The organism is Corynebacterium sp. HMSC036D03 (assembly GCF_001836185.1).
Lineage (GTDB): Bacteria > Actinomycetota > Actinomycetes > Mycobacteriales > Mycobacteriaceae > Corynebacterium > Corynebacterium simulans.
In genome coordinates, this window is the sequence record NZ_KV827737.1 from 381,014 (window position 1) to 399,927 (window position 18,914).

General features: G+C 60.1%; 16 protein-coding genes. 8 read left to right on the forward strand and 8 right to left on the reverse strand.

Going from position 1 to position 18,914, the window contains the following annotated elements:
* Positions 1-39: 39 nt before the first annotated feature.
* The 5 genes from HMPREF2692_RS06605 (at position 40) to rfbA (ending at position 6,305) form a co-directional block, all read left to right on the forward strand.
* Positions 40-1,392 (forward strand): M1 family metallopeptidase, encoded by a 1,353-nt coding sequence (locus HMPREF2692_RS06605; protein WP_070823088.1) that lies wholly within the window; start codon positions 40-42, stop codon positions 1,390-1,392.
* Positions 1,393-1,501: 109 nt separating this feature from the next.
* On the forward strand, positions 1,502-2,932 hold the full coding sequence (locus tag HMPREF2692_RS06610) for an HNH endonuclease signature motif containing protein (RefSeq protein ID WP_070823090.1): 1,431 nt from the start codon (positions 1,502-1,504) through the stop codon (positions 2,930-2,932).
* Positions 2,933-3,032: 100 nt separating this feature from the next.
* The gene (rfbB, locus tag HMPREF2692_RS06615; protein ID WP_201040630.1) at positions 3,033-4,031 is read left to right on the forward strand and encodes a dTDP-glucose 4,6-dehydratase; all 999 of its coding nucleotides are present in this window, start codon (positions 3,033-3,035) and stop codon (positions 4,029-4,031) included.
* A gap of 53 nt (positions 4,032-4,084) precedes the next feature.
* Positions 4,085-5,428 carry a dTDP-4-dehydrorhamnose reductase gene (gene rfbD / locus HMPREF2692_RS06620; protein ID WP_061920254.1) on the forward strand — a complete coding sequence of 448 codons (1,344 nt, stop codon included), beginning with the start codon at positions 4,085-4,087 and terminating at the stop codon, positions 5,426-5,428.
* A gap of 10 nt (positions 5,429-5,438) precedes the next feature.
* Positions 5,439-6,305 (forward strand): glucose-1-phosphate thymidylyltransferase RfbA, encoded by an 867-nt coding sequence (gene rfbA, locus HMPREF2692_RS06625; RefSeq protein ID WP_070823092.1) that lies wholly within the window; start codon positions 5,439-5,441, stop codon positions 6,303-6,305.
* A 27-nt stretch (positions 6,306-6,332) separates the two neighbouring features.
* Here the strand turns inward: rfbA and HMPREF2692_RS06630 are convergent, their stop codons facing one another.
* The 3 genes from HMPREF2692_RS06630 to HMPREF2692_RS06640 all read right to left on the reverse strand — a co-directional run bounded on the left by HMPREF2692_RS06630 (position 6,333) and on the right by HMPREF2692_RS06640 (position 9,011).
* A complete protein-coding gene (locus tag HMPREF2692_RS06630) occupies positions 6,333-6,953 on the reverse strand; it encodes an MBL fold metallo-hydrolase (protein WP_049146096.1) in 621 nt (206 codons plus the stop codon).
* A 19-nt stretch (positions 6,954-6,972) separates the two neighbouring features.
* The gene (locus tag HMPREF2692_RS06635; RefSeq protein ID WP_061920252.1) at positions 6,973-8,088 is read right to left on the reverse strand and encodes an S-(hydroxymethyl)mycothiol dehydrogenase; all 1,116 of its coding nucleotides are present in this window, start codon (positions 8,086-8,088) and stop codon (positions 6,973-6,975) included.
* Positions 8,089-8,198: 110 nt separating this feature from the next.
* Positions 8,199-9,011: a GDSL-type esterase/lipase family protein gene (locus tag HMPREF2692_RS06640; RefSeq protein WP_062036107.1), complete on the reverse strand. Its 813-nt coding sequence runs from the start codon at positions 9,009-9,011 to the stop codon at positions 8,199-8,201.
* A gap of 232 nt (positions 9,012-9,243) precedes the next feature.
* On the opposite strand from HMPREF2692_RS06640, the gene HMPREF2692_RS06645 reads away from it, so the two are divergent.
* Positions 9,244-10,893: an AMP-binding protein gene (locus HMPREF2692_RS06645; RefSeq protein WP_070823093.1), complete on the forward strand. Its 1,650-nt coding sequence runs from the start codon at positions 9,244-9,246 to the stop codon at positions 10,891-10,893.
* A 141-nt stretch (positions 10,894-11,034) separates the two neighbouring features.
* Here HMPREF2692_RS06645 and nagE read toward each other — a convergent pair whose 3' ends face one another.
* The 5 genes from nagE to HMPREF2692_RS13360 all read right to left on the reverse strand — a co-directional run bounded on the left by nagE (position 11,035) and on the right by HMPREF2692_RS13360 (position 16,234).
* Positions 11,035-13,170: an N-acetylglucosamine-specific PTS transporter subunit IIBC gene (gene nagE, locus HMPREF2692_RS06650; protein WP_070823095.1), complete on the reverse strand. Its 2,136-nt coding sequence runs from the start codon at positions 13,168-13,170 to the stop codon at positions 11,035-11,037.
* Positions 13,171-13,223: 53 nt separating this feature from the next.
* On the reverse strand, positions 13,224-13,988 hold the full coding sequence (gene nagB, locus HMPREF2692_RS06655; protein ID WP_070518615.1) for a glucosamine-6-phosphate deaminase: 765 nt from the start codon (positions 13,986-13,988) through the stop codon (positions 13,224-13,226).
* A 33-nt stretch (positions 13,989-14,021) separates the two neighbouring features.
* Positions 14,022-15,179, reverse strand: coding sequence for an N-acetylglucosamine-6-phosphate deacetylase (locus HMPREF2692_RS06660; RefSeq protein ID WP_070823098.1), 1,158 nt, complete (start codon positions 15,177-15,179; stop codon positions 14,022-14,024).
* 177 nt (positions 15,180-15,356) lie between these two features.
* Entirely contained in the window at positions 15,357-16,040 is a 684-nt protein-coding gene (locus tag HMPREF2692_RS06665) for an alpha/beta hydrolase family protein (protein ID WP_235590987.1), read from the reverse strand.
* Positions 16,019-16,234 (reverse strand): hypothetical protein, encoded by a 216-nt coding sequence (locus HMPREF2692_RS13360; RefSeq protein WP_235590986.1) that lies wholly within the window; start codon positions 16,232-16,234, stop codon positions 16,019-16,021. Before HMPREF2692_RS13360 ends, HMPREF2692_RS06665 begins: the two co-directional genes overlap by 22 nt.
* Before the next feature lie 246 nt (positions 16,235-16,480).
* Between HMPREF2692_RS13360 and HMPREF2692_RS06670 the strand changes: the two genes are divergently transcribed.
* Both HMPREF2692_RS06670 and HMPREF2692_RS06675 read left to right on the forward strand, forming a co-directional pair.
* On the forward strand, positions 16,481-17,719 hold the full coding sequence (locus HMPREF2692_RS06670; RefSeq protein ID WP_061920243.1) for an MFS transporter: 1,239 nt from the start codon (positions 16,481-16,483) through the stop codon (positions 17,717-17,719).
* Between the two features lie 136 nt (positions 17,720-17,855).
* A complete protein-coding gene (locus HMPREF2692_RS06675) occupies positions 17,856-18,437 on the forward strand; it encodes a hypothetical protein (protein ID WP_080986250.1) in 582 nt (193 codons plus the stop codon).
* The last annotated feature ends 477 nt before the right edge of the window (positions 18,438-18,914 follow it).

Consider the following 18,914-nt stretch of genomic DNA (forward strand, 5'->3'; position numbering starts at 1 on the left):
TAGGGTTTCATCCTTAAAGGGCGGTAGGATCGCAGCATTATGAAGCTGCTTTCCACCGCCCTTTCGCACGTCGCACCCACCGCCGGTCAACTATCTGAACAGCGCGATAGCTACACAGGTGTCGCGTTCAACTTAGGTTATGAGGTCACCCATTATGACCTGGACCTTACCTACCGCGTTGAGCCCAACCTTTTGCAAGGTGAAGCGGTGCTGCATATCCGGGTGCTAGAGGACGTCGACAAGCTCACGCTCGATCTCGGCGGCGCCATGGTAGCCCGCCGCATCACCGCCAAGGGCGCACCGCGGGTGGCGAAATTCCGCCAGTCCGTGGGCAAGCTGCGCCTGATTTTCGCGGATACCATCGCAGATGGAACCGAGTTTGAGCTACACATCCGCTACGGCGGCTCCCCACGCCCCATCCGCACCCCGTGGGGCGAACTCGGCTGGGAGGAAACCGAATCCGGCGCTCTAGTAGCTAGCCAGCCCAACGGCGCCCCGAGCTGGTTCCCATGCGACGATACCCCGAGCGAGAAGACCACCTTTGACATCAAGATCACCGCAGATAATCCGTTCCGCGTGATTTCGAATGGAAAGCTGGTTTCCCGCAGATCCGCCAGCGGTTCGATGACGCGCTGGCATTACCGCACCGAACACCCCACGGCTACTTACCTGGTTACGGTTCAGATAGGCGAGTTTAGCGAGGTCAGGCTTGGCGACTCGGTGCGCGCCTGGGTTCCGCCGGCGCTCAAAACGCCTGTCCAAGAGGTCTTTGCCCAGCAGCAGGAGATGTTGGACTTCTTCTCTTCCTGCTTCGGCGCCTATCCGTTTGACGAATATCAGGTTGTCATCACCGAGGACGAGCTGGAAATCCCGCTGGAAGCCCAGGGCCTTTCGATTTTCGGCTCCAACCATGTCTCGCCTACCTTCGTGCGTCTCATCGCTCACGAGCTTTCCCACCAGTGGTTTGGCAATGCGGTGGGCCTTAGCGAGTGGAAGGATATTTGGCTCAACGAGGGTTTTGCCTGCTACTGCGAGTGGTTGTGGATGGAGCACGCGCATGGCCGGGCGGTGCATGAGTCTGCGCGTTCGCACTACAACGTGCTCGCTCGCAAGGCGCAGGATGTGCTGCTGGCAGATCCGGGCACTCAAGACATGTTCGATGATCGCGTATACAAACGCGGCGCGCTCACGGTACATGCGGTACGCGTACTGCTTGGCGACGCCGCCTTTTTCGACGCCGTGCGCTCCTACCTGGCAGAAGGCCGCCACGGCGTGGTTACGCCGGAAAACCTGCTTGCGAAGCTGCGCGAGCGCGCGGAAGATACGGCCGCGCTCGATGGCCTGCTGGAGCAGTGGCTGGAACAAGAACAATTGCCGCACTTCCCGGCTTAAGCACCACCCCCCCAAACTTTCGAACTTATTTTCCAATTTACCCTTGACAGGTCGTTGCATGTGGATAAAATAGAACATGTAATCGAAACGCCGAGGGGGGTGGGGCGCCATGCAAGACAAACACGAAGCGATTATCTCCACAGTCAACGAAATTGCCACATCGCTAACAGAACTGCGGGAACTTATGAAAGAACCCGCGGACCTATACTTCGGCCGTCTGCACCCTGCTTTCGAGCACCTCGAGAATGCAATGGGAAAGAAGACCACCATCGATGCCGCCTTTGCCTTCCTTGCTGCCCGAGATGACGCTGGCCGTACAGTCGGCTCCAGCAAGCCGGAAGATTATCTCACCGCACGTTTGGGCCTGACCTATCCGGAGGCACAGGCGCGCATAAAGACCGGGCAATCGCTCTTTGCCCCGCTTTCAGAGGAAGCGGCCGCAGATGCGCCAGCTTCTGCCCATTCAAGCGCGACGGGCAGTGATAGCGAAACGGTAGAACAAAAGCGTGAGGACGCCACCCCAGAACGCGCCCGTCGGGAGCGGGAAGCCGCAGAAAAGCGCCGCCAGCAAATGCTTGAAGAAGAAGCCGCACACGCGCGCACTATCGCACTCATCGAACAGGAACTTGAGCACCTCACGGAGGGCGCGCTCCCTGGCCCACAAGAGCTTAGCCAGCGCGCTTTGGAGAAGTCTCGGGAGATGTCACATACTGCGCTCCGAGCCTGGCTGCGCGAGGCCATTCGTGTAGCAAACAAAACAGTCTCCGATACAGACGCAATCATTAAAAAACGTCGCTTGCGCATCTCCCAGCCAGATGCTGATGGTGGCGTCTTCATCAGTGGATACGTCGATGCCGCCACGGCAGCAATGCTAAAAGCCGCATTTGCCCCAGCTCGCCATCAGGGAGGGCCAAATCTTCCGGCAGAGGAAGACTCCCGCACATACTCCCAAAGAATGGCAGACCAGCTTTCTGCCATTGTCCACAGCTATCTCGAGTCTCATCAGCACGGCACTGGTGGTGTGGGTTCCTTGCTTATCACCACCACGCTGAATGAGTTGGAAGAGATGGATTCTTCCACCCGGTTCGCCACCAACGCTGGCGTGGAGCTCTCCCCGCTGGACCTGCTACGTATTGGAGCGGCATCACACGATTTCATCTGTGTGGTTGATGATAAGAAATTCCCGCTGGAATTGGGCCGCTGCAAGCGCAGCGCAAGCCTTTATCAAAAGATAGCCTTGGCGGCCTCGGAGTTGGTATGCACCCATCCCGGCTGTGACCGCCCTTGGGTCGAATGCGATGTCCACCACCTCCATGCGTGGGCAGCAGGTGGAGCAACGGATCTCAAGAACTTAACGCTCCTCTGCAGAAGACATCATGCGGATAACAATGACCGACGTGACGGTTTCCGCAACATGGGGCATGCAGAGCGAGACCCAATAACTCGAAGAGTTGGTTATCGTCCGGCAGGGTCGGAAAGGATCCATTTCAACGACAGCCCAGCTGCACATAAAGCCCCGGCCCACAAACTCAGCGCCTAATCGCAGGATACTTGTGCCCTGCGGGCGGATTGCGCTTGCGTTTTATCGCGAGGTGAAAATAGTGAAGGTAGGTAGCCTAAAATTGTTATCCATGCGCAGAATGCTAGTTACTGGCGGCGCCGGATTCATCGGCGCCAACTTCGTCCGCTTGGTCGCTGCCACGCGCCCAGAAGTCTCCATCACGGTGCTTGACAAACTCACCTACGCGGGTAACCGAGCGAACCTCGAAGGCGTAGAGTGCCGCTTGGTTATCGGCGATATTGCCGATGCCGCGCTGGTGGATGAACTGGTGGCGCAAAGCGACATCGTGGTGCACTTCGCAGCCGAGTCCCACAACGATAATTCGCTGCAGGATCCCTCCCCGTTCATCCAGACCAACGTCGTAGGTACTTTCACCTTGTTGGAAGCCTGCCGCAAGCACGATGTGCGTTTCCACCACGTCTCTACCGACGAGGTCTTCGGTGACCTCGAAATCGGTGCCGCTACCAAATTCACCGAAACCACCCCTTATGCGCCTTCCTCGCCGTACTCCGCGTCGAAAGCCAGCTCCGATCACTTGGTGCGCGCCTGGGCGCGCAGCTTTGGGTTGCGGGCAACCATCTCGAATTGCTCCAACAACTACGGCCCTTTCCAGCACGTAGAAAAGTTCATCCCGCGCCAAATCACCAACCTGTTAGACGGCCAGCCGGCCAAGCTATACGGAACGGGTGAGCAGGTCCGTGACTGGATTCACGTCGACGATCACAACAGCGCGGTCCTCGCCATCCTCGATCGCGGCGAAATCGGCGAGACCTACAACATCGGCGCTGACCAGAAAGACATCAACAACAAAGAGGTCATCGAGCTCATCTGCGAGATCATGGGCGCGACCAATGCTGCAGGCGGCGCGCTCTACGAGCACGTAGCTGACCGCCCCGGCCACGATCAGCGCTACGCCATGGACGCTTCCAAGCTGCGCCGCGAGCTGGGCTGGCAGCCGCACTACACTGACTTCCGCGAAGGGCTGGCACAGACCATCCAGTGGTACCGCGACAATGAGAAGTGGTGGCGCCCGGATAAAGGCGACGTCGAGAAGCATTACGCCCAACACGGCCACTAAACCGGCAGCGCAACCCCATTAAACGAAACCTAGACAGGAAGAAACGAGCACACGTGCAGGTAACCAAGACGGCCATCGAGGGCCTACTGTTCATCGAGCTTGACGTCCACGGAGACAATCGCGGCTGGTTCAAGGAGAACTGGCAGCGCGCAAAGATGGTTGAGGCCGGGCTGCCCGATTTCCAGCCGGTGCAAAACAACGTCTCTTTCAACGCCGCGGCGGGCGTGACCCGCGGTCTGCATGCCGAGCCCTGGGACAAACTGGTAAGCGTGGCCCACGGCAAGGTCTTCGGTGCGTGGTGCGATCTGCGCGAAGGCTCCGAAACCTACGGTGAGCTGGTCACCCATGAAGTAGGCCCCGATACCGCCGTCTTCGTCCCGTGGGGCGTGGCCAACGGCTTCCAGGCACTTGAGGAAACCGCGTATTCCTACTTGGTCAACGATCATTGGTCACCTGACGCGGAGTACACCTTCGTCAACCTCGACATGGTGGACTGGCCGCTCGAGCCGACCGAAATCTCCGACAAAGACCGCGCGCACCCGCAGCTAGCGGACGTCACGCCCATGGCGCCGCGCAAGGTGCTGGTCACCGGCGCCAACGGCCAGCTGGGCCGCGCGCTGCGCAAGGTGCTACCGAACGCGGAGTTCTGCACGCGCGAGGAATTCGACATCACCAATCCGCCGCCGCGTCCTTGGCGCCGCTACAGCGCCATCATCAACTGCGCCGCCTACAACGACGTCAACGGCGCAGAAAGCGACCGTGCCCGCGCCTGGGAAATCAACGCGCTGGCACCTGCCAAGCTGGCGGGCATCGCCGCCGATAACAACTTGACGCTTGTACACGTCTCCAGCGACTACATCTTCGACGGCGAAACCGAATTACACACCGAGGAAGAAAGCCCTAGCCCGCTGAGCCTGTATGGGGCGTCGAAGGCGGCGGGAGAGGCGTCGGCAAGCGTGGCGCCTAAGCACTATGTGGTGCGAACCTCGTGGGTCTTCGGCGAGGGCAACAACTTCATCAAAACCATGGCTCAGCTGGCAAATAAGGGCATCGAGCCGAAGGTCATCAATGACCAGCGCGGCCGACCCACCTTTGCAGAGGACCTGGCCAAGGGCATCGCGCACCTGCTGGAAACCCAGGCGCCTTATGGCATCTACAACCTCTCCTCCGGGGGCGATACCGTGGGCCGCGATGAACTCGCCATGGCCACGTTCATCGGCATGGGGCACGACCCCGCCGAGGTCCACTCGGTCAGCACCGCGGAGTACGGCGTCGAGCCTGCCCGCCGGCCCAGCGAATCTACGCTGGATCTTTCCAAGATTGAGGCCACCGGCTTTAGCCCGATGAATTGGCGCGCCGCGCTAGCGCTCTACCTTGCGCTTTATCCTTTGGATTAGGCTTTCAAGCATGAAAGGCATCATCCTCGCGGGCGGTTCAGGCACACGCCTCTACCCCATCACCAAGGGCATCTCGAAGCAGCTCATGCCGATCTATGACAAACCCATGGTCTATTACCCGCTCAGCACCCTGATTCAGGCGGGGATTCGGGAGATCCTCATCATCACCACCCCCGAGGATTCGGCGTCTTTTGAGCGCCTGCTTGGCGACGGCTCCCAACTAGGCCTCATGCTTTCCTACGCGGTGCAGCCACGTCCAGAGGGCCTGGCGCAGGCCTTCCTCATTGCGGAGGATTTCATCGGCGATGACTCCGTAGCCTTGGTGTTGGGCGATAACATCTTCGAAGGCCACGGCTTTGCCACCGCCTTGGGCCAGTGCCGCGACCCAGAAGGCGGAATTATCTTCGCCTACGAGGTCTCTGATCCGCAGCGCTATGGCGTGGTGGAATTCGACGCGGCAGGCAACGCGCTGTCCATCGAAGAAAAACCAGCCCAACCCAAGTCCAATCATGCCGTGGTTGGTTTGTATTTCTACGATAACTCAGTAATCGACATTGCCAAGGGCATCCGCCCGAGCGCCCGCGGCGAGCTGGAAATCACCGCCGTCAACGAGGAGTACCTGCGCCGCGGCAAGCTACGGGTGCAGCGCATGCAGCGCGGCGACGTGTGGCTCGATACCGGAACGGTGGACTCGATGAGCGAGGCCTCCGCCTACGTCGAGGTGATGCAAAAGCGCACCGGCACCGTCATCGGCTCGCCGGAGGTGGCGGCCTACCGGGAAGGTTTCATCTCCCGTCCGGCCTTGGCCGCGCTGGCAGAGCCGCTCATGAAGTCCGGCTACGGCTCCTACCTGCTGGCCTCGGCGCGCGAGGACTAATCAGGCGGTTTTAATAGTCAGCCGGGTTTAGTAGCCGCGGGCGACGTATTCGTCGATGCGCGCGGCCTCTGCGCCCACGGTGGTCTCATCGCCGTGGCCCGGCAGCACGCGGGTCTCGGCGGGCAGGTTGAAGACCACATTGCGCAGGGATTCGATGATGACGTCAAAGTCGGAGTACTTGCGGCCGGTGGCACCAGGGCCGCCGTTGAAGAGCGTATCGCCGGAAAGCAGCACGCCCTCGCTCGGCAGGTGAAGCACCACGCAGCCCGGCGAGTGGCCCGGCGTATGAAAGACGGTGATGTCTTCGCCGCTGACCTGGAACTGCTGGTTATCCTCCAGCGGGTGGAACGCGGCGCCGCCGTTGGATTCTTCCCACAGCATCTGGTCATCTGGGTGGAGGTAGACCTCGGCGCCAAAGCGCTCGGCGGCCGCCGGCGCCAAGTCGCAGTGATCGTTGTGCGCGTGGGTGAGCAGGATGCCCTTGACCGGGCGATCGCCCACGAGCTCGGCCACCGCATCCAAGTCGTGGGAAGGGTCCACGACGTACACACCCGAAGCATCGCCTACGACGTAGACGTTATTGTCCACGTCCCACTCTCCGCCGTCTAGGCGGAACTTGCCTTTGGTTACGGCCTTGTCGATCTGCATTAGCTTTAGTTCTCCTAATCTATGCGAATTCAACGACGGAGCGCAGCACCTTGCCGGACTTCATGGTGGCGAAGGAATCTTCGACCTCGTCCAAGGAGATGCGCTCGGATACGAACTTATCCAGCGGGAACTGGCCGTTGCGGTGCAATGCCACATATGCAGGGAAGTCGCGCTCTGGCAAACAGTCGCCGTACCACGCCGGCTTGATGGAACCGCCGCGGCCGTAGAGGTCGATGGCTGGGATATCGACGTGGTCGGTGAGGTTAGGCACGCCCACCATCACCATGCGGCCGGCATGGTCGCGGGAGTAGAAGGCCTGGCGCCAAGTCGGCTGGATGCCCACGGCGTCGATGGAAACGTCGGTGCCGAAGCCGCCGGTTAGCTGGCGTACGGCCTCGATGACCTCATCCTCACTCATGTCCTTGGAGTTGACGACATCGGTGGCGCCGAATTCACGCGCGGTCTCGAGCTTTGCCTCGTCGATGTCGACGGCGATGATCTTGGCCGCGCCCGCCAGCTTCGCGCCGGCGATGGCTGCGGTGCCGACGCCGCCGCAACCAAAGACGGACACGGACTCGCCGAGCTGGATTTCCGCAGTGTTGACGGCCGCACCCAAACCAGCCATGATGCCACAGCCCAAAAGTCCCGCCGCCGCTGGATCCTCCTCCGGATCCACCTTGGTGCACTGACCCTCGTGGACGAGGGTCTTCTCCGCGAAGGAGCCGATGCCCAGGGCCGGGGTCAACTCGGCGCCTGCGTCCTTATCATCTTCGGCCAGGTACATCTTGGTGGAGGCGTTGTGGGTATTAAAGCAGTACTTTGGCTCGCCCTTCTTGCAGGCGCGGCACTCGCCACAGACTGCGCGCCAGTTAAGAATGACGAAGTCGCCCTCGGCAACGTGGGTAACGGCGGAGCCTACGCGCTCGACGACGCCCGCGGCCTCATGGCCAAGCAGAAATGGGAAGGCGTCCTCGATATCGCCATCGCGATAAGCCAGGTCCGTGTGGCAGACTCCGCAGGCCTGCACCTTGACGATGACGTCGTTTGCGCCTGGCTCAGGGATCACGATGTTGACGGTCTCGACCGGTGCTCCCTTGGAGCGGGCAATTACGGCTTTAACAGTGTTGTTGCTCATGCGGCCCCAGCGTACACGGATTTCCAGCAAGGCCACACTAATGAAAATTCATTTCAGCAGATATGCGAAAGCGTGCGCGGGTTACCCCAGCGCACGCCGAAAATTAGAAATTAAGAGCCAGCAATAACGTTTGCCGCATGCTCGTGGCCGCGCGCATTTACGTGAAGCGGCAGGTTGCCGTCGCCAGCAGTGAAGTCAACCAGGCCGGCCCACATGCGGCGATCCGCGGTGGCACACATGCCTTTATCGCGGGTGCTCGGCTTCAGGTCGAGGAACTCGGTCCCGGTACGCGCGGCCAAGTCCACCTGCATCCATTGGGAAGCATCCTCCCAAGCCCGCACATTCGGCAAGAAGGTGTGATCGAGCGGTGCCGGACCCACGTGCAGCAGGCAATAGCTACCAGCAGAGCCGATGGTGGGATACCCGACGATCTGAATGCGCGCATTTGGCGCCGCAGCACGGATGCGGCCGATGAGCGGAGCGTTCGCATCCACGAAGCGGCGGCGCAGCTCACCCTCGCTCATGCCTGGGTTGTTATACGTGTCATTAAAGCCCGTGGCGTAGAGAACGCGGCGGGTATTTGGGCTCAACGCGCCAGTCTGGATAGCGCGATCAACCTGGGCGAACATCTGCGGGCCGCGCGAGAAGGAAACAGCGCCGGAGCAAGAAAAGTCTGCGACCGGCAGGCCCAGCTTCGCGCCAGTGCGGCGGGCATAGTTATTAGACTGCGGACAATTCACGCCGCCAGCACTCTGGGAGCTCAGACGCGCGGTGAGATAAGCACCCGCGTCTGGGTCGGCCAACACGGAATCACCAAAGGCCACCAGATTTGCATCGGCTGCCACCGCTTGAGGTGCCGTGCCCAGGCCTACCGCGATGCAGGTCGCAGCAAAAGCTGCCATTACCTTCTTTTTCAGGTTCATGGATTTCCTCTCAAATTTTGCTGCCCATCATCTTAGCCCAACCTGGACGGTCCGTTTAGAATCAATATATGTTCTAGGTCAAAAATATACTATAGTCCACAGGGGCAACTTCTGTAACATTAGTAACAATCTTCCGAGCCGCGCAACGGTCTGTGCAGCCCACACGATTTACAAGCCGGTAGCCTAACTGTCGCGCTAGCTTTCTCTTATTGACGTAGGACTTTTACTCAACATGCCTTTTAATTTCTCTGATTTAACCTTCCACACCGCTGCCCTGAGCCGCTTTATCCCGCAGCTTTTTAAGTCCGGCATCATCACCCACCGTGATGGCATCACCCCGCTGCTCAAGGCCGGCCCCATCTTAAGCCGCTACCGCTTTACCACTGCCCGCGAGCTCGAGCAGGGCTATATCACCTGCCCAGAGCGCCTCGCGCTAATCGACGACGACGGCACCCTCACCTACCGCCAACTGCGCAACAACGCGCAGACCCTGGCCAAGCACCTACGCAGCCTCGATCTGCCAGAAATCCGCCTCGGCGTGATGGCCCGCAACGGCCGCGGCATCATCACCCCATTAGGCGCCAAGGGATACGCAGGCGCGCATATCTTCCTGCTCAACGTCGGTTCTTCCCCAGAGCAGCTCGCAGGCTGCATCGAGGAAAACAACATCAACGTGCTCATCATCGACGACGAATTCATCGACCGCCTCGATCCCGCCTATCACGAGAGGATCGCCGTTATTATCGGGCATGACTCGGGCGCGGAACATTTCGGGCTGCCGACGTTAGACGGCATCGTCAAGCACGCCGAAGCAGTGCGCGACATCCGCTTGCCAAAGTATCCGAAGCACGGGCACATCGTGCTGATGTCTTCTGGCACCACCGGCATCCCCAAGGGCATCATGCGCCCGGAGCCGACGCTGCCGGTCGTGCTGGCATCCATCGTGGAAAACATCCCCTGGCGTGCCAACCAGAAGGTGCAGATGACCGCATCCATCTTCCACACGTGGGGCTGGGCCTGCCTCAATATCGCGCTGGGACTGCGCAATACCATCGTGACCCGTCGCGTCTTCGACCCGGCGGCCGCGCTCGATGACATCCAGCGCTACCAGCTCGATGGTCTGCTTTCCTCCCCCGTCTTCTTCCGCCAGATGGTTGAGGTTGACCCGGATTCGGCGTATGACACCTCTTCGCTGAAGTTCATTGCCTCCGCCGGGCATGCGCTGACCCCGGAGATCGTGAAGGAAACCCACGAGCGCTTCGGCCCGATTCTCTGCAACGTCTATGGCTCCACGGAGCTGGCGCTGGCGTCGACGGCCAGCATGGAAGAGGTGGCTAAAGACCCGACCATCGGCGGCAAGATTGCCTCCGGCACTAAGCTGCGCATCCTCGATGAGGAGGGCAATGAGGTTCCGCGCGGCGAGGTCGGCGAGATCTACCTGACCAATTCCACCGCGCTCATTGGCTATACCAATCCGAAGATCCCACTCCACAAGGTCGATGGCCTCATTTCCATCGGGGACTTGGGCTATATCGACCCCGAGGGCTACCTGCATGTGGTGGGCCGCGCCGATGACATGATCATCGTCGGCGGCGAGAACGTGCACCCGCAGTCGGTGACGGAGGTGCTCGAGGCCATGCCGGGCATCGCGGAGGTGCATGCCGGTGGCGTGGAGGATGAAACCACCTTCCAGCGCATCGCCGTGTGGGCGGTGACCACGCGGGACGCCCTAGGCAACGCCGTGACTGCCGACGCCATCCGTGCCTGGGTCCGCGAGAACCTGGCGGACCACTCCGTGCCGCGCGATGTCCACTTCCTGGACAAACTCCCGCGCAATGCCACGGGCAAGGTGGTGCCGCGCCTGCTGCACGGCACCGACTAACCCACGCCTATTCCTCTCAAGACGTAGAACCCTCCGAGCCAAAACTGCCCGAGTTGCCAAAACCTTCGCTCCTAACCGCAGGGAACAACGTTGTTTTTGGCAACTCGGGCAGTTTTTGTGTCTGGGATTTAATCCAGCCGGCTAGCTGCTGCGCTTGACGGTTGCTGCGACTTCGCCTGGCAGGGCATGGCCCTCGCGAGCGATGTCGACTCCGGCGACCTGCTTGGCCGTCGGGCACACCACCGGGGTGATGAGGTTGACGCCGCGCTCGCGCAGCTTGCTTGCCTCCACCGCGATGATCGGCGTGCCGGCAGTGACGGTATCGCCCTTCTTAGCCAGGGCGGTGAAACCTTCGCCCTTGAGCTCCACGGTGTCGATGCCGATGTGAATGAGCAGGTCCAGCCCATCCGCGGTCTTCATGCCGAAGGCGTGGCGCGTCTTAAAGATCATGGTGATGGTGCCGTCTACCGGGGCGCAGACGTCGAAGGCATCGACGGCATCAGGCATCACCGCGAAGCCTTCGCCCACCATGCCCTGCGCAAAGGACGCATCCGGGACCTGGGAGAGCTCGACAACGTCTCCGGCGAACGGGGCGCGCACGTCGACGCCAGCGGCATCACCGCTCCCGCTCTGAGCGGCAGCGGCGCTGGCCGGCGCGCTGGCTCCAGCACCTGCCGCGCTCGCTGCACCAGTCGTGGCCAGGGCCGGGGAGCCGTGGCGCAGCTGGTGGCTGACCTCGTCATACATAAATTGCACGGCCGGGCCCACGATGACCTGGACGCTCTTCTCGGAGGGGTGGATGACGCCGGAGACGGCGGCGCGTTTGATCACGGAGTCGTCGACAAGCGCCTGCTCCTTCACGCCGACGCGCAGGCGCGTGGTGCAGTAATCCAATGAGTCAATGTTGTCCTTGCCGCCGAGCCCCTCGATGATGCGGGCGGCATCACGAGCAGTCTTCTCATCGCCGGTGGCGGAATCCTCCATGGAATCTGCTACCGCATCGTCCTCGCCGCGGCCCGGGGTCTTGAGGTTGAGCCAGCCGATGAGGAAGTAGAAGATGACGAAGTACAGGGCGAAGAAGCCCACACCCATGACCAGCAGCATGTACCACTTATTAGCCAGCGGGTTCTGCGAGGAGAGCAACATGTCCACGAAACCGGCAGAGAAGCCAAAGCCGGCGGTCCAATCCATGGCGGAAGCGATGAAGACGGACAGGCCCATCAGCAGCGCGTGCACCACGTAGAGCAGCGGGGCGACGAACATGAAGGAGAACTCCAGCGGCTCAGTCACGCCGGTGAAGAAGGAGGCCAAAGCACCTGCGGCCATCAGGGAACCGACGACCTTGCGCTTGTTCTTATCCGCGCGCAGGTACATGGCGAGTGCCGCGCCCGGCAAGCCGAACATCATGACTGGGAAGAAGCCCGCCTGATAGCGGCCGACGACGCCCTCGACCGTGCACTGGCCGTTGGCCCAAATGCCCGGGCAATCGGCGGCGGAGGTAGCAGTAGCGGCTGCCTCGATGGTCTTCTGACCGGCCTGGAAGTTGCCGATGTCATTGATACCGATGACATCGAACCAGAAGACGGAGTTCAGCGCGTGGTGCAGGCCGGTCGGGATGAGCAGGCGGTTAGCCACGCCATAAATACCGGCGCCCGCCGCGCCCAATCCTTGGATGGAGGTACCAAAGTTAAAGAGCGCGTTGTAGATGAACGGCCACACGAAGTAGAGGATGCCGGAAATCACTATGGCGATGACGGCGGTAAGAATCGGCACGAGGCGCCGTCCAGAGAAGAAAGCCAAAAAATCCGGCAGCTTGGTGCCGTGGAAGCGGTTATATACCCAGGCCGCCATGACGCCGGCGAGGATGCCGAAGAGGACGTTGCCGCCGCCCACGGCGTTCCAGCCTTCCGCGGCCCATTCCAGGGCCTCATCGCCGGTCAGCGCGGTGGGGTCTTCGATGCCGCGGTAGCCGGCCACGGCCTCTGGGCCCAGCAGCTTCATGAAGGTGGCGAAGGCCAGGAAACCAGAGAGCGCCGCGGCGCCGTTGGAATCCTTGGCCAGGCCGAAAGCAATGGAGATGGCGAAGATCCAGCCCAGGTTGGACAGCACCGCGTCGCCGGAGCTGATCAGCAGCTGGGCGGCGAGGTTATCCGGACCAGCCGCGCTGGAGATCCAGTAGCCAACGCCACTGAGGATCGCCGCGACGGGCAGCACCGCCACAGCGCCCATGAGGGCTTTTCCGAGCCGCTGCAGCGGCCCCATGACATCTATTTTCATGTCTGAATCGTCCTTTCGAGTAGAAGAGAAGGATGGAATGAGGAAAAGAAGCTTTAACGCAGGCGGTTCTGGTCCGCGAAGAGGTAATACTCACGGTCTTCCAAGCGGGCAGCGGCGGCTTCATCCACAATCACCGTGGCGTGCTGGTGCAGCTGCAACACCGAGCCAGGACAGCGCGCTGAAAGCGGGCCCTCGACCATCGCGTGCACCGCGTTGGCTTTGTTGCTGCCGGTGGCAATGAGGAGCAGGTGGCGGGCCTCAGCGATCGTCCCCAAGCCCTGCGTGAGTGCATGGCGCGGAACCTCTTCGACAGTGTCGAAGAAGCGGGAGTTATCTTGCACAGTCTGCGGGTGCAGGGCCACCACGCGAGTGCGCGACGTCAGGGAACTCGACGGTTCGTTAAAGCCGATGTGGCCGTTCGCGCCAATACCGAGCAACTGGACATCGACACCACCGGCATTTCGGATGGCCTGGTCATAGGCGGCACTGGCTGCCACGGGGTCGGCGGCGTTGCCTTCTGGACTCTTGACCAAGGCATCATCGAAATCGACGTGGCTGGTGAAGTCACGGCGGATGGTGGCGTAGTAGGACTGCTCGTGTTCGGGGTTAAGGCCAAGGTACTCGTCGAGAAGAAAAGCCCGGCTGCCGGCGAAGCTCACCTCGCCGCGCTCGTGGCGGGCGATGAGCTCCTTGTAGGTAGCCACCGGGGTGGAACCCGTGGCTAGGCCTAGGGTGGCGGATTTGTTGGCGTAGCCTGCGAGGAAATCGGCAGCCGCGGCGGCGACCTCGGCGGGGGTAGAGCGGATGAGGATGTCCATGAGGCGCCTTCCTAATGTGAGTGAGAGTCTTGTTTAAGAGTGTATAAATTCAGTGCCACCGACAATGACGCGCACCGGCTCCAGTTGAGCATTGAGGCCCACCAGGTTGGCGCGTGCACCAACCGCGATGCGGCCTAGCTCCGTCTCCCCCAGCACATCGGCGGCCGTGGTGGAGGTAAAACGCACCGCCTCGCCCAGACCATGGCGCTCGGCGAAGCTGGCGAATTGCTGGGACAATGTAAAGGTGCCGCCCGCGATAGCACCGCTGGGCACGCGCGCGACTCCCCCGCTCACGGTGACAGGCAGCGAACCCAGCTCATAGTCACCGTCGGCCATGCCGGCCGCCGCCATGGCATCAGTGATGGCGAAGGCGCGGTGACTGTGAGCCATGTCCACGGCGCCGTCAACAAGATGCACACCATCTGCGATGAGCTCGACGGACACATCCCCCGCCTTCGCTGCGGTGAGCAAAGCCGCTACCGGGCCCGGCGCGCGGTGGTGAATAGAAGGCATGCCATTAAAGAGGTGCGTTCCAGTCACGGTCAGGCCGAGCTCCTTAGCCTTGGCGATAACGCTCAGCGTGGTGTCATAATCGGCCTCGGTGTGGCCCAGGCTGGCGATGATGCCATGCTCCGCGCAGACGTCGAGCAGCTTGTCGACGTTCTCCGTTTCCGGCGCGAAGGTAATCGAACGCAGGTGGCCGCGGGCCGCGGCGATGACCGCGCGGAAGAAGTCCGGGTCACCGGGCACGATGCGCGATGGGTCCTGTGCGCCGCATTTGGCCGCAGCGATGAAGGGGCCCTCCATGTGGATTCCGGCGATCTCGCCTTCTTCAGCCAGCTGGGCTAAAAGCTCCGCCCGGGCGCAGAGTTCTTCTTGCGTGCCGGAGACCAAGCTGGCCAGCAGTGTCGTTGTGCCGTGCGCGCGGTGGAAGCGGGCGGCGGCTAGGCACTGCTCGTAGTCGCCGTTGGGGAATCCCCCGCCGTTGCCGCCGTGGTTGTGTAGGTCCACGAAGCCGGGCACCCACAGCAACGCATCCGAGTCCCCGGCGCGCCAGGCAGCCTCGGCTTGGGGGACGTCGCCAAGCACTATGCCCTCAATACTCTCCCCGAACGTGACGGCCCCAGCGCGCAGCTCGAAGTTTTCATCAATATAGAGGCCCTCGACGTGGCCTTTCTCCTTTGTCTGCATGGTTCATTCGGTCCCGCTTGTACGGGCTGACGTGGCGCAGCCCGGTTGACAATTCACTTGAAATTTATCAGGGCTACCAATTTTTGTGAACCACACTTCCTCCGAAGGGGGTGTGTGAGCGCAGATGGCTTTTAGCGCGTTAGGTGCACCGCGCGGAATGTCGAAAGGCCCGGCGAGCTACCAGCCGCGGGTGACCACTCGGTCCCAAAGCGCGTTGCTCGCTAGCTCACCGGCGCCCGCTGGTGAGGTGCCAACGAACACATCTCTCGCATCAGGATCATCAGCAAGAATGTAGCGGAACCACGCGGTGGCGTAACTGTCCCCGAACTCTAGAACGTCCTTGTGGTCCGCGCCCAGGCGGCGGGCAATGATTGCCGGACCACCAGCTGATTCAAAGTTCTCCTGCAAGTCTGACCACGGACTAACAAGCCAGCGGTCCGAACGGCCATCGCTCGTCATCAGGAATAGCGGTTCCTCTACGTCAGCCGTGTTGTAGTCCCAGTCATTGGACTGTGCCACTTTGTGGGAGGCCGGGCTCGCCGCATACACAGCTGCTACCTCCGTGTGGGCCGCAGCGTTGATGGCACCCGCACCACCCTGTGAGTGGCCAAAAATGCCGACTCGTGATCGGTCCGCACGAGAATCCAGTTCCGGCAAGCGCTCAATCAAGTGCACGACATTCTCTCCTGTACCTGTGTGGGGAGTCTCATCGCCGACAACCACGAAGCCCCAACTAGCCAGGTGCTCCGCCACGGGCAGGTAGCTGCTCAGCGGCGTGTTCGTGCCATTAGCCATGACCGCCGCCGGAAACGGTCCCGCGCCTGTCGGTGCCGCGATGGTCACGTCGCCATCACGCCGCACGTCGACCTCGTGCGGCCCTCGCCCGCAAACGACGCTTCCAGCGGGCCACCTGTCTCAGCGCTATATCCGGCAGCCACGCCGTCATCACCGGTCACGCTGTCTGCGTCCACCCACTGCATGAATCCCACAAACCCTACAAACGCCACCACAATCACGGCCACCACGGCAATCATGCCAACCACAAGCTTTTTCATGCTCTGTATTGTGTTTCGCACGAGAGCGAAGGTCACTAGCGCTAGCACTACTTTTTCCTGTACACAGTGCAAGAGCTGCCTCCGCTACGCCCTTGAAATGAGAGACTCACATCATTACCTTGTTGTATGTAATCGTCATCACATATGGGAGAAATAATGCTTACCTCCGAAACGCTTTCCGAAGTAGTCACAGTAGGAGGTTCAGGTCCGTTCAGCGGCCAGGGCAACGAAACAGTTGCAGCCTAAATGCATCCCCCTAGAAACAGTGGTGACGAAGGACTTTCATCTATCTACACCTTGACCGCCACATATTTTTTATTGTCAGTGTGCGGGTCAATGACCAGCCTCTCGATTTCACTCCACTTCGCCGAACTCAACAAAGGCGAACTGTTGGTGGCAAGCATCTTCATCTCGGGTACTTGCGCTCAAGTTTTTGCAGTCCCCTTTCTGGCCCCACTCTTCAACAAATTCAACAGCTATCACATTGCGCTTGCTGCACTCTTCTTAGATCTTCTGGGCCTGTTATCAATGGCAGCCTATCCAGAGCCATTGATCCTCATTGTCGGAGATCTCGTCACCGCATGCTTAAGCGGACTGTCAATTCCATCCATTTTCACCATCGCTGACTCTCAGGTCGGCGAAGGACAGCAGGCGAAAGCCTTCTCCCTCTTGGACACAGCCCGACTTGGCAGTGGATTCCTTGGACCACCTCTAGGTGGATTACTACTGGACCAAAGAAACCTGCAGACAGCGCTCTTCGTTGAAGCTTGCGCCGTTGGAGTCTCGCTACTTGCTTTTTATTTCCTTTATAAATCCTCGCCCCCGAAAACACTGCTTCATTCAGAAACCAAAGATTCTTCACCGAGTTTTCTCCAGAAGGTCCTCGAAGCACCTTCCCTTTTGCTGAAGAATAGAAGCGCTCGGTCCGCGTTAACCAGCATTTGGGGAGCAATTATCTGCACCTCGGTTTTCAACGTTTCGCTTGTCTTCTATGCGACACAGACCCTCCACGTCAGCGGTACGTTATATGCCATCATTGCCCAAGCATTTATCGTGGGCCGCATCTTTGGCGCACGGCTTTCAGCTCGCCTTCACTCACAGAACGCTGGGAAAGTCCTGGCCGGGGCAGGATTCGCTATGGGGTGTTTCATAGCTTTACCTGGACTATTTCCCTCATTGTGGCTCTGCATCCCATGTTTCCTCCTGGGCGGAGTCTGCAATGCTGCTCAGGTGGCCGCACTACGCATAATCGTTGTCGGATCCGTACCTGATGAAGTGAAACCCAAAGCCCTTTCTACGATGGGTTCAATTAACAGCTCCGCAATGCTTATTGGATACATCATCGGGGCACCTGTTGTAAGTGCCATCGGCCCAGCTGCGGCCCTTGTCGTATCAGGGTTTGGCACCTCTATCCTCACTCTGGGGCCAATTCTGAAGACCACCATGTACGGTGCCTCCGGTGACCAAGACTACGACAACAAATAGCATTCAATTCTGTAGTAAATCTACTGTCAGATGCGAGTTTTTGGTACCGGTGTTCTGGGGACTCGGTACTGCCGTGTTCCGGGTAGTTGGTACCGGGCCGAGGGGTGCGTCGGCCCGGACGGGCTACAATTTCAGGGTGGAATCACAGCTAGTCGCCTACATCGATGAGTCCTCCGCCCTTAGACCCCCAGACCGGCAGGAGTACATGGTGTGTGCAGCCATCATCGACACTCAAGACTTGGAAAAAATACGCGAGGAGCTGCGTCCACTACGACTTCCTGGCCAGGTCAAACTTCACTGGACCGACGAACGTAATAGCCGACGCCGAAAAATCGTGGACACCCTTTCTGAGATCGACTCCATGCAAGCGATCATCACCCACCAGAGTGAAGTGAGCAAGAAGACGGAGAGGCACCGCAGGAAATGCTTGGAGCAGATGTACTTCGAGCTCTCCGAGATGCACGTCCACAACGTCACTTTGGAAAGCCGGCAAGAAGCACAAAACAGGCGAGACGTCGCCCATATAGTTGCCCTGCAGGGCCAAGGACAAAGTGCTGGTATCCGACTGCGACACGTACGCGGTGGCGATGATCCCCTGCTCTGGATTCCAGATGCCGTTCTGGGAGCACTGAACTCCGTCCATCTAGGGGAAGAGCAGTACTGGGAGAAGCTGCACGAGAAAGTGGTCCTCAACCGTCCCACCCCGGATTCCCTCTAGAGGCAGGCGAAGACCCTGAGTCCAGTCGTCCGGCTGGGATCCCAGGGTCTTCTTCCGATCCTGTCGTAACAGGTGGCAATAACACTAGGGTAGCACCATTTGGCACCATTTAGCACCATTTGACACCATTTGGCACCATTTGGCACCGATAGGCCCCGTCCGTTTCCTTAGCTGGATCGGCGGCCTCATCCTGGTTTCCTGACCAAATCCACATCGACCAAGCCGAACGCAGCGGGCTAAATATCACTCTGCTCAATACCCCTAGACGTTGACGCCGACATGCCCCGCCGAGATACAGCAGGTCATAGGACAAAGACCTCTTACTCCGGCCATCACTGAATCGATCATCAAACCACCCCGGCGGGAGCTGACGGAAAATCTCTGAAGTCAAACCCTCATCAGAGATGACTTTCTTTGCACGGGATACTTCCCGTCGTGAACACCCCAATGCGTGTGTGATCTGCGCCTAGCTAGCAC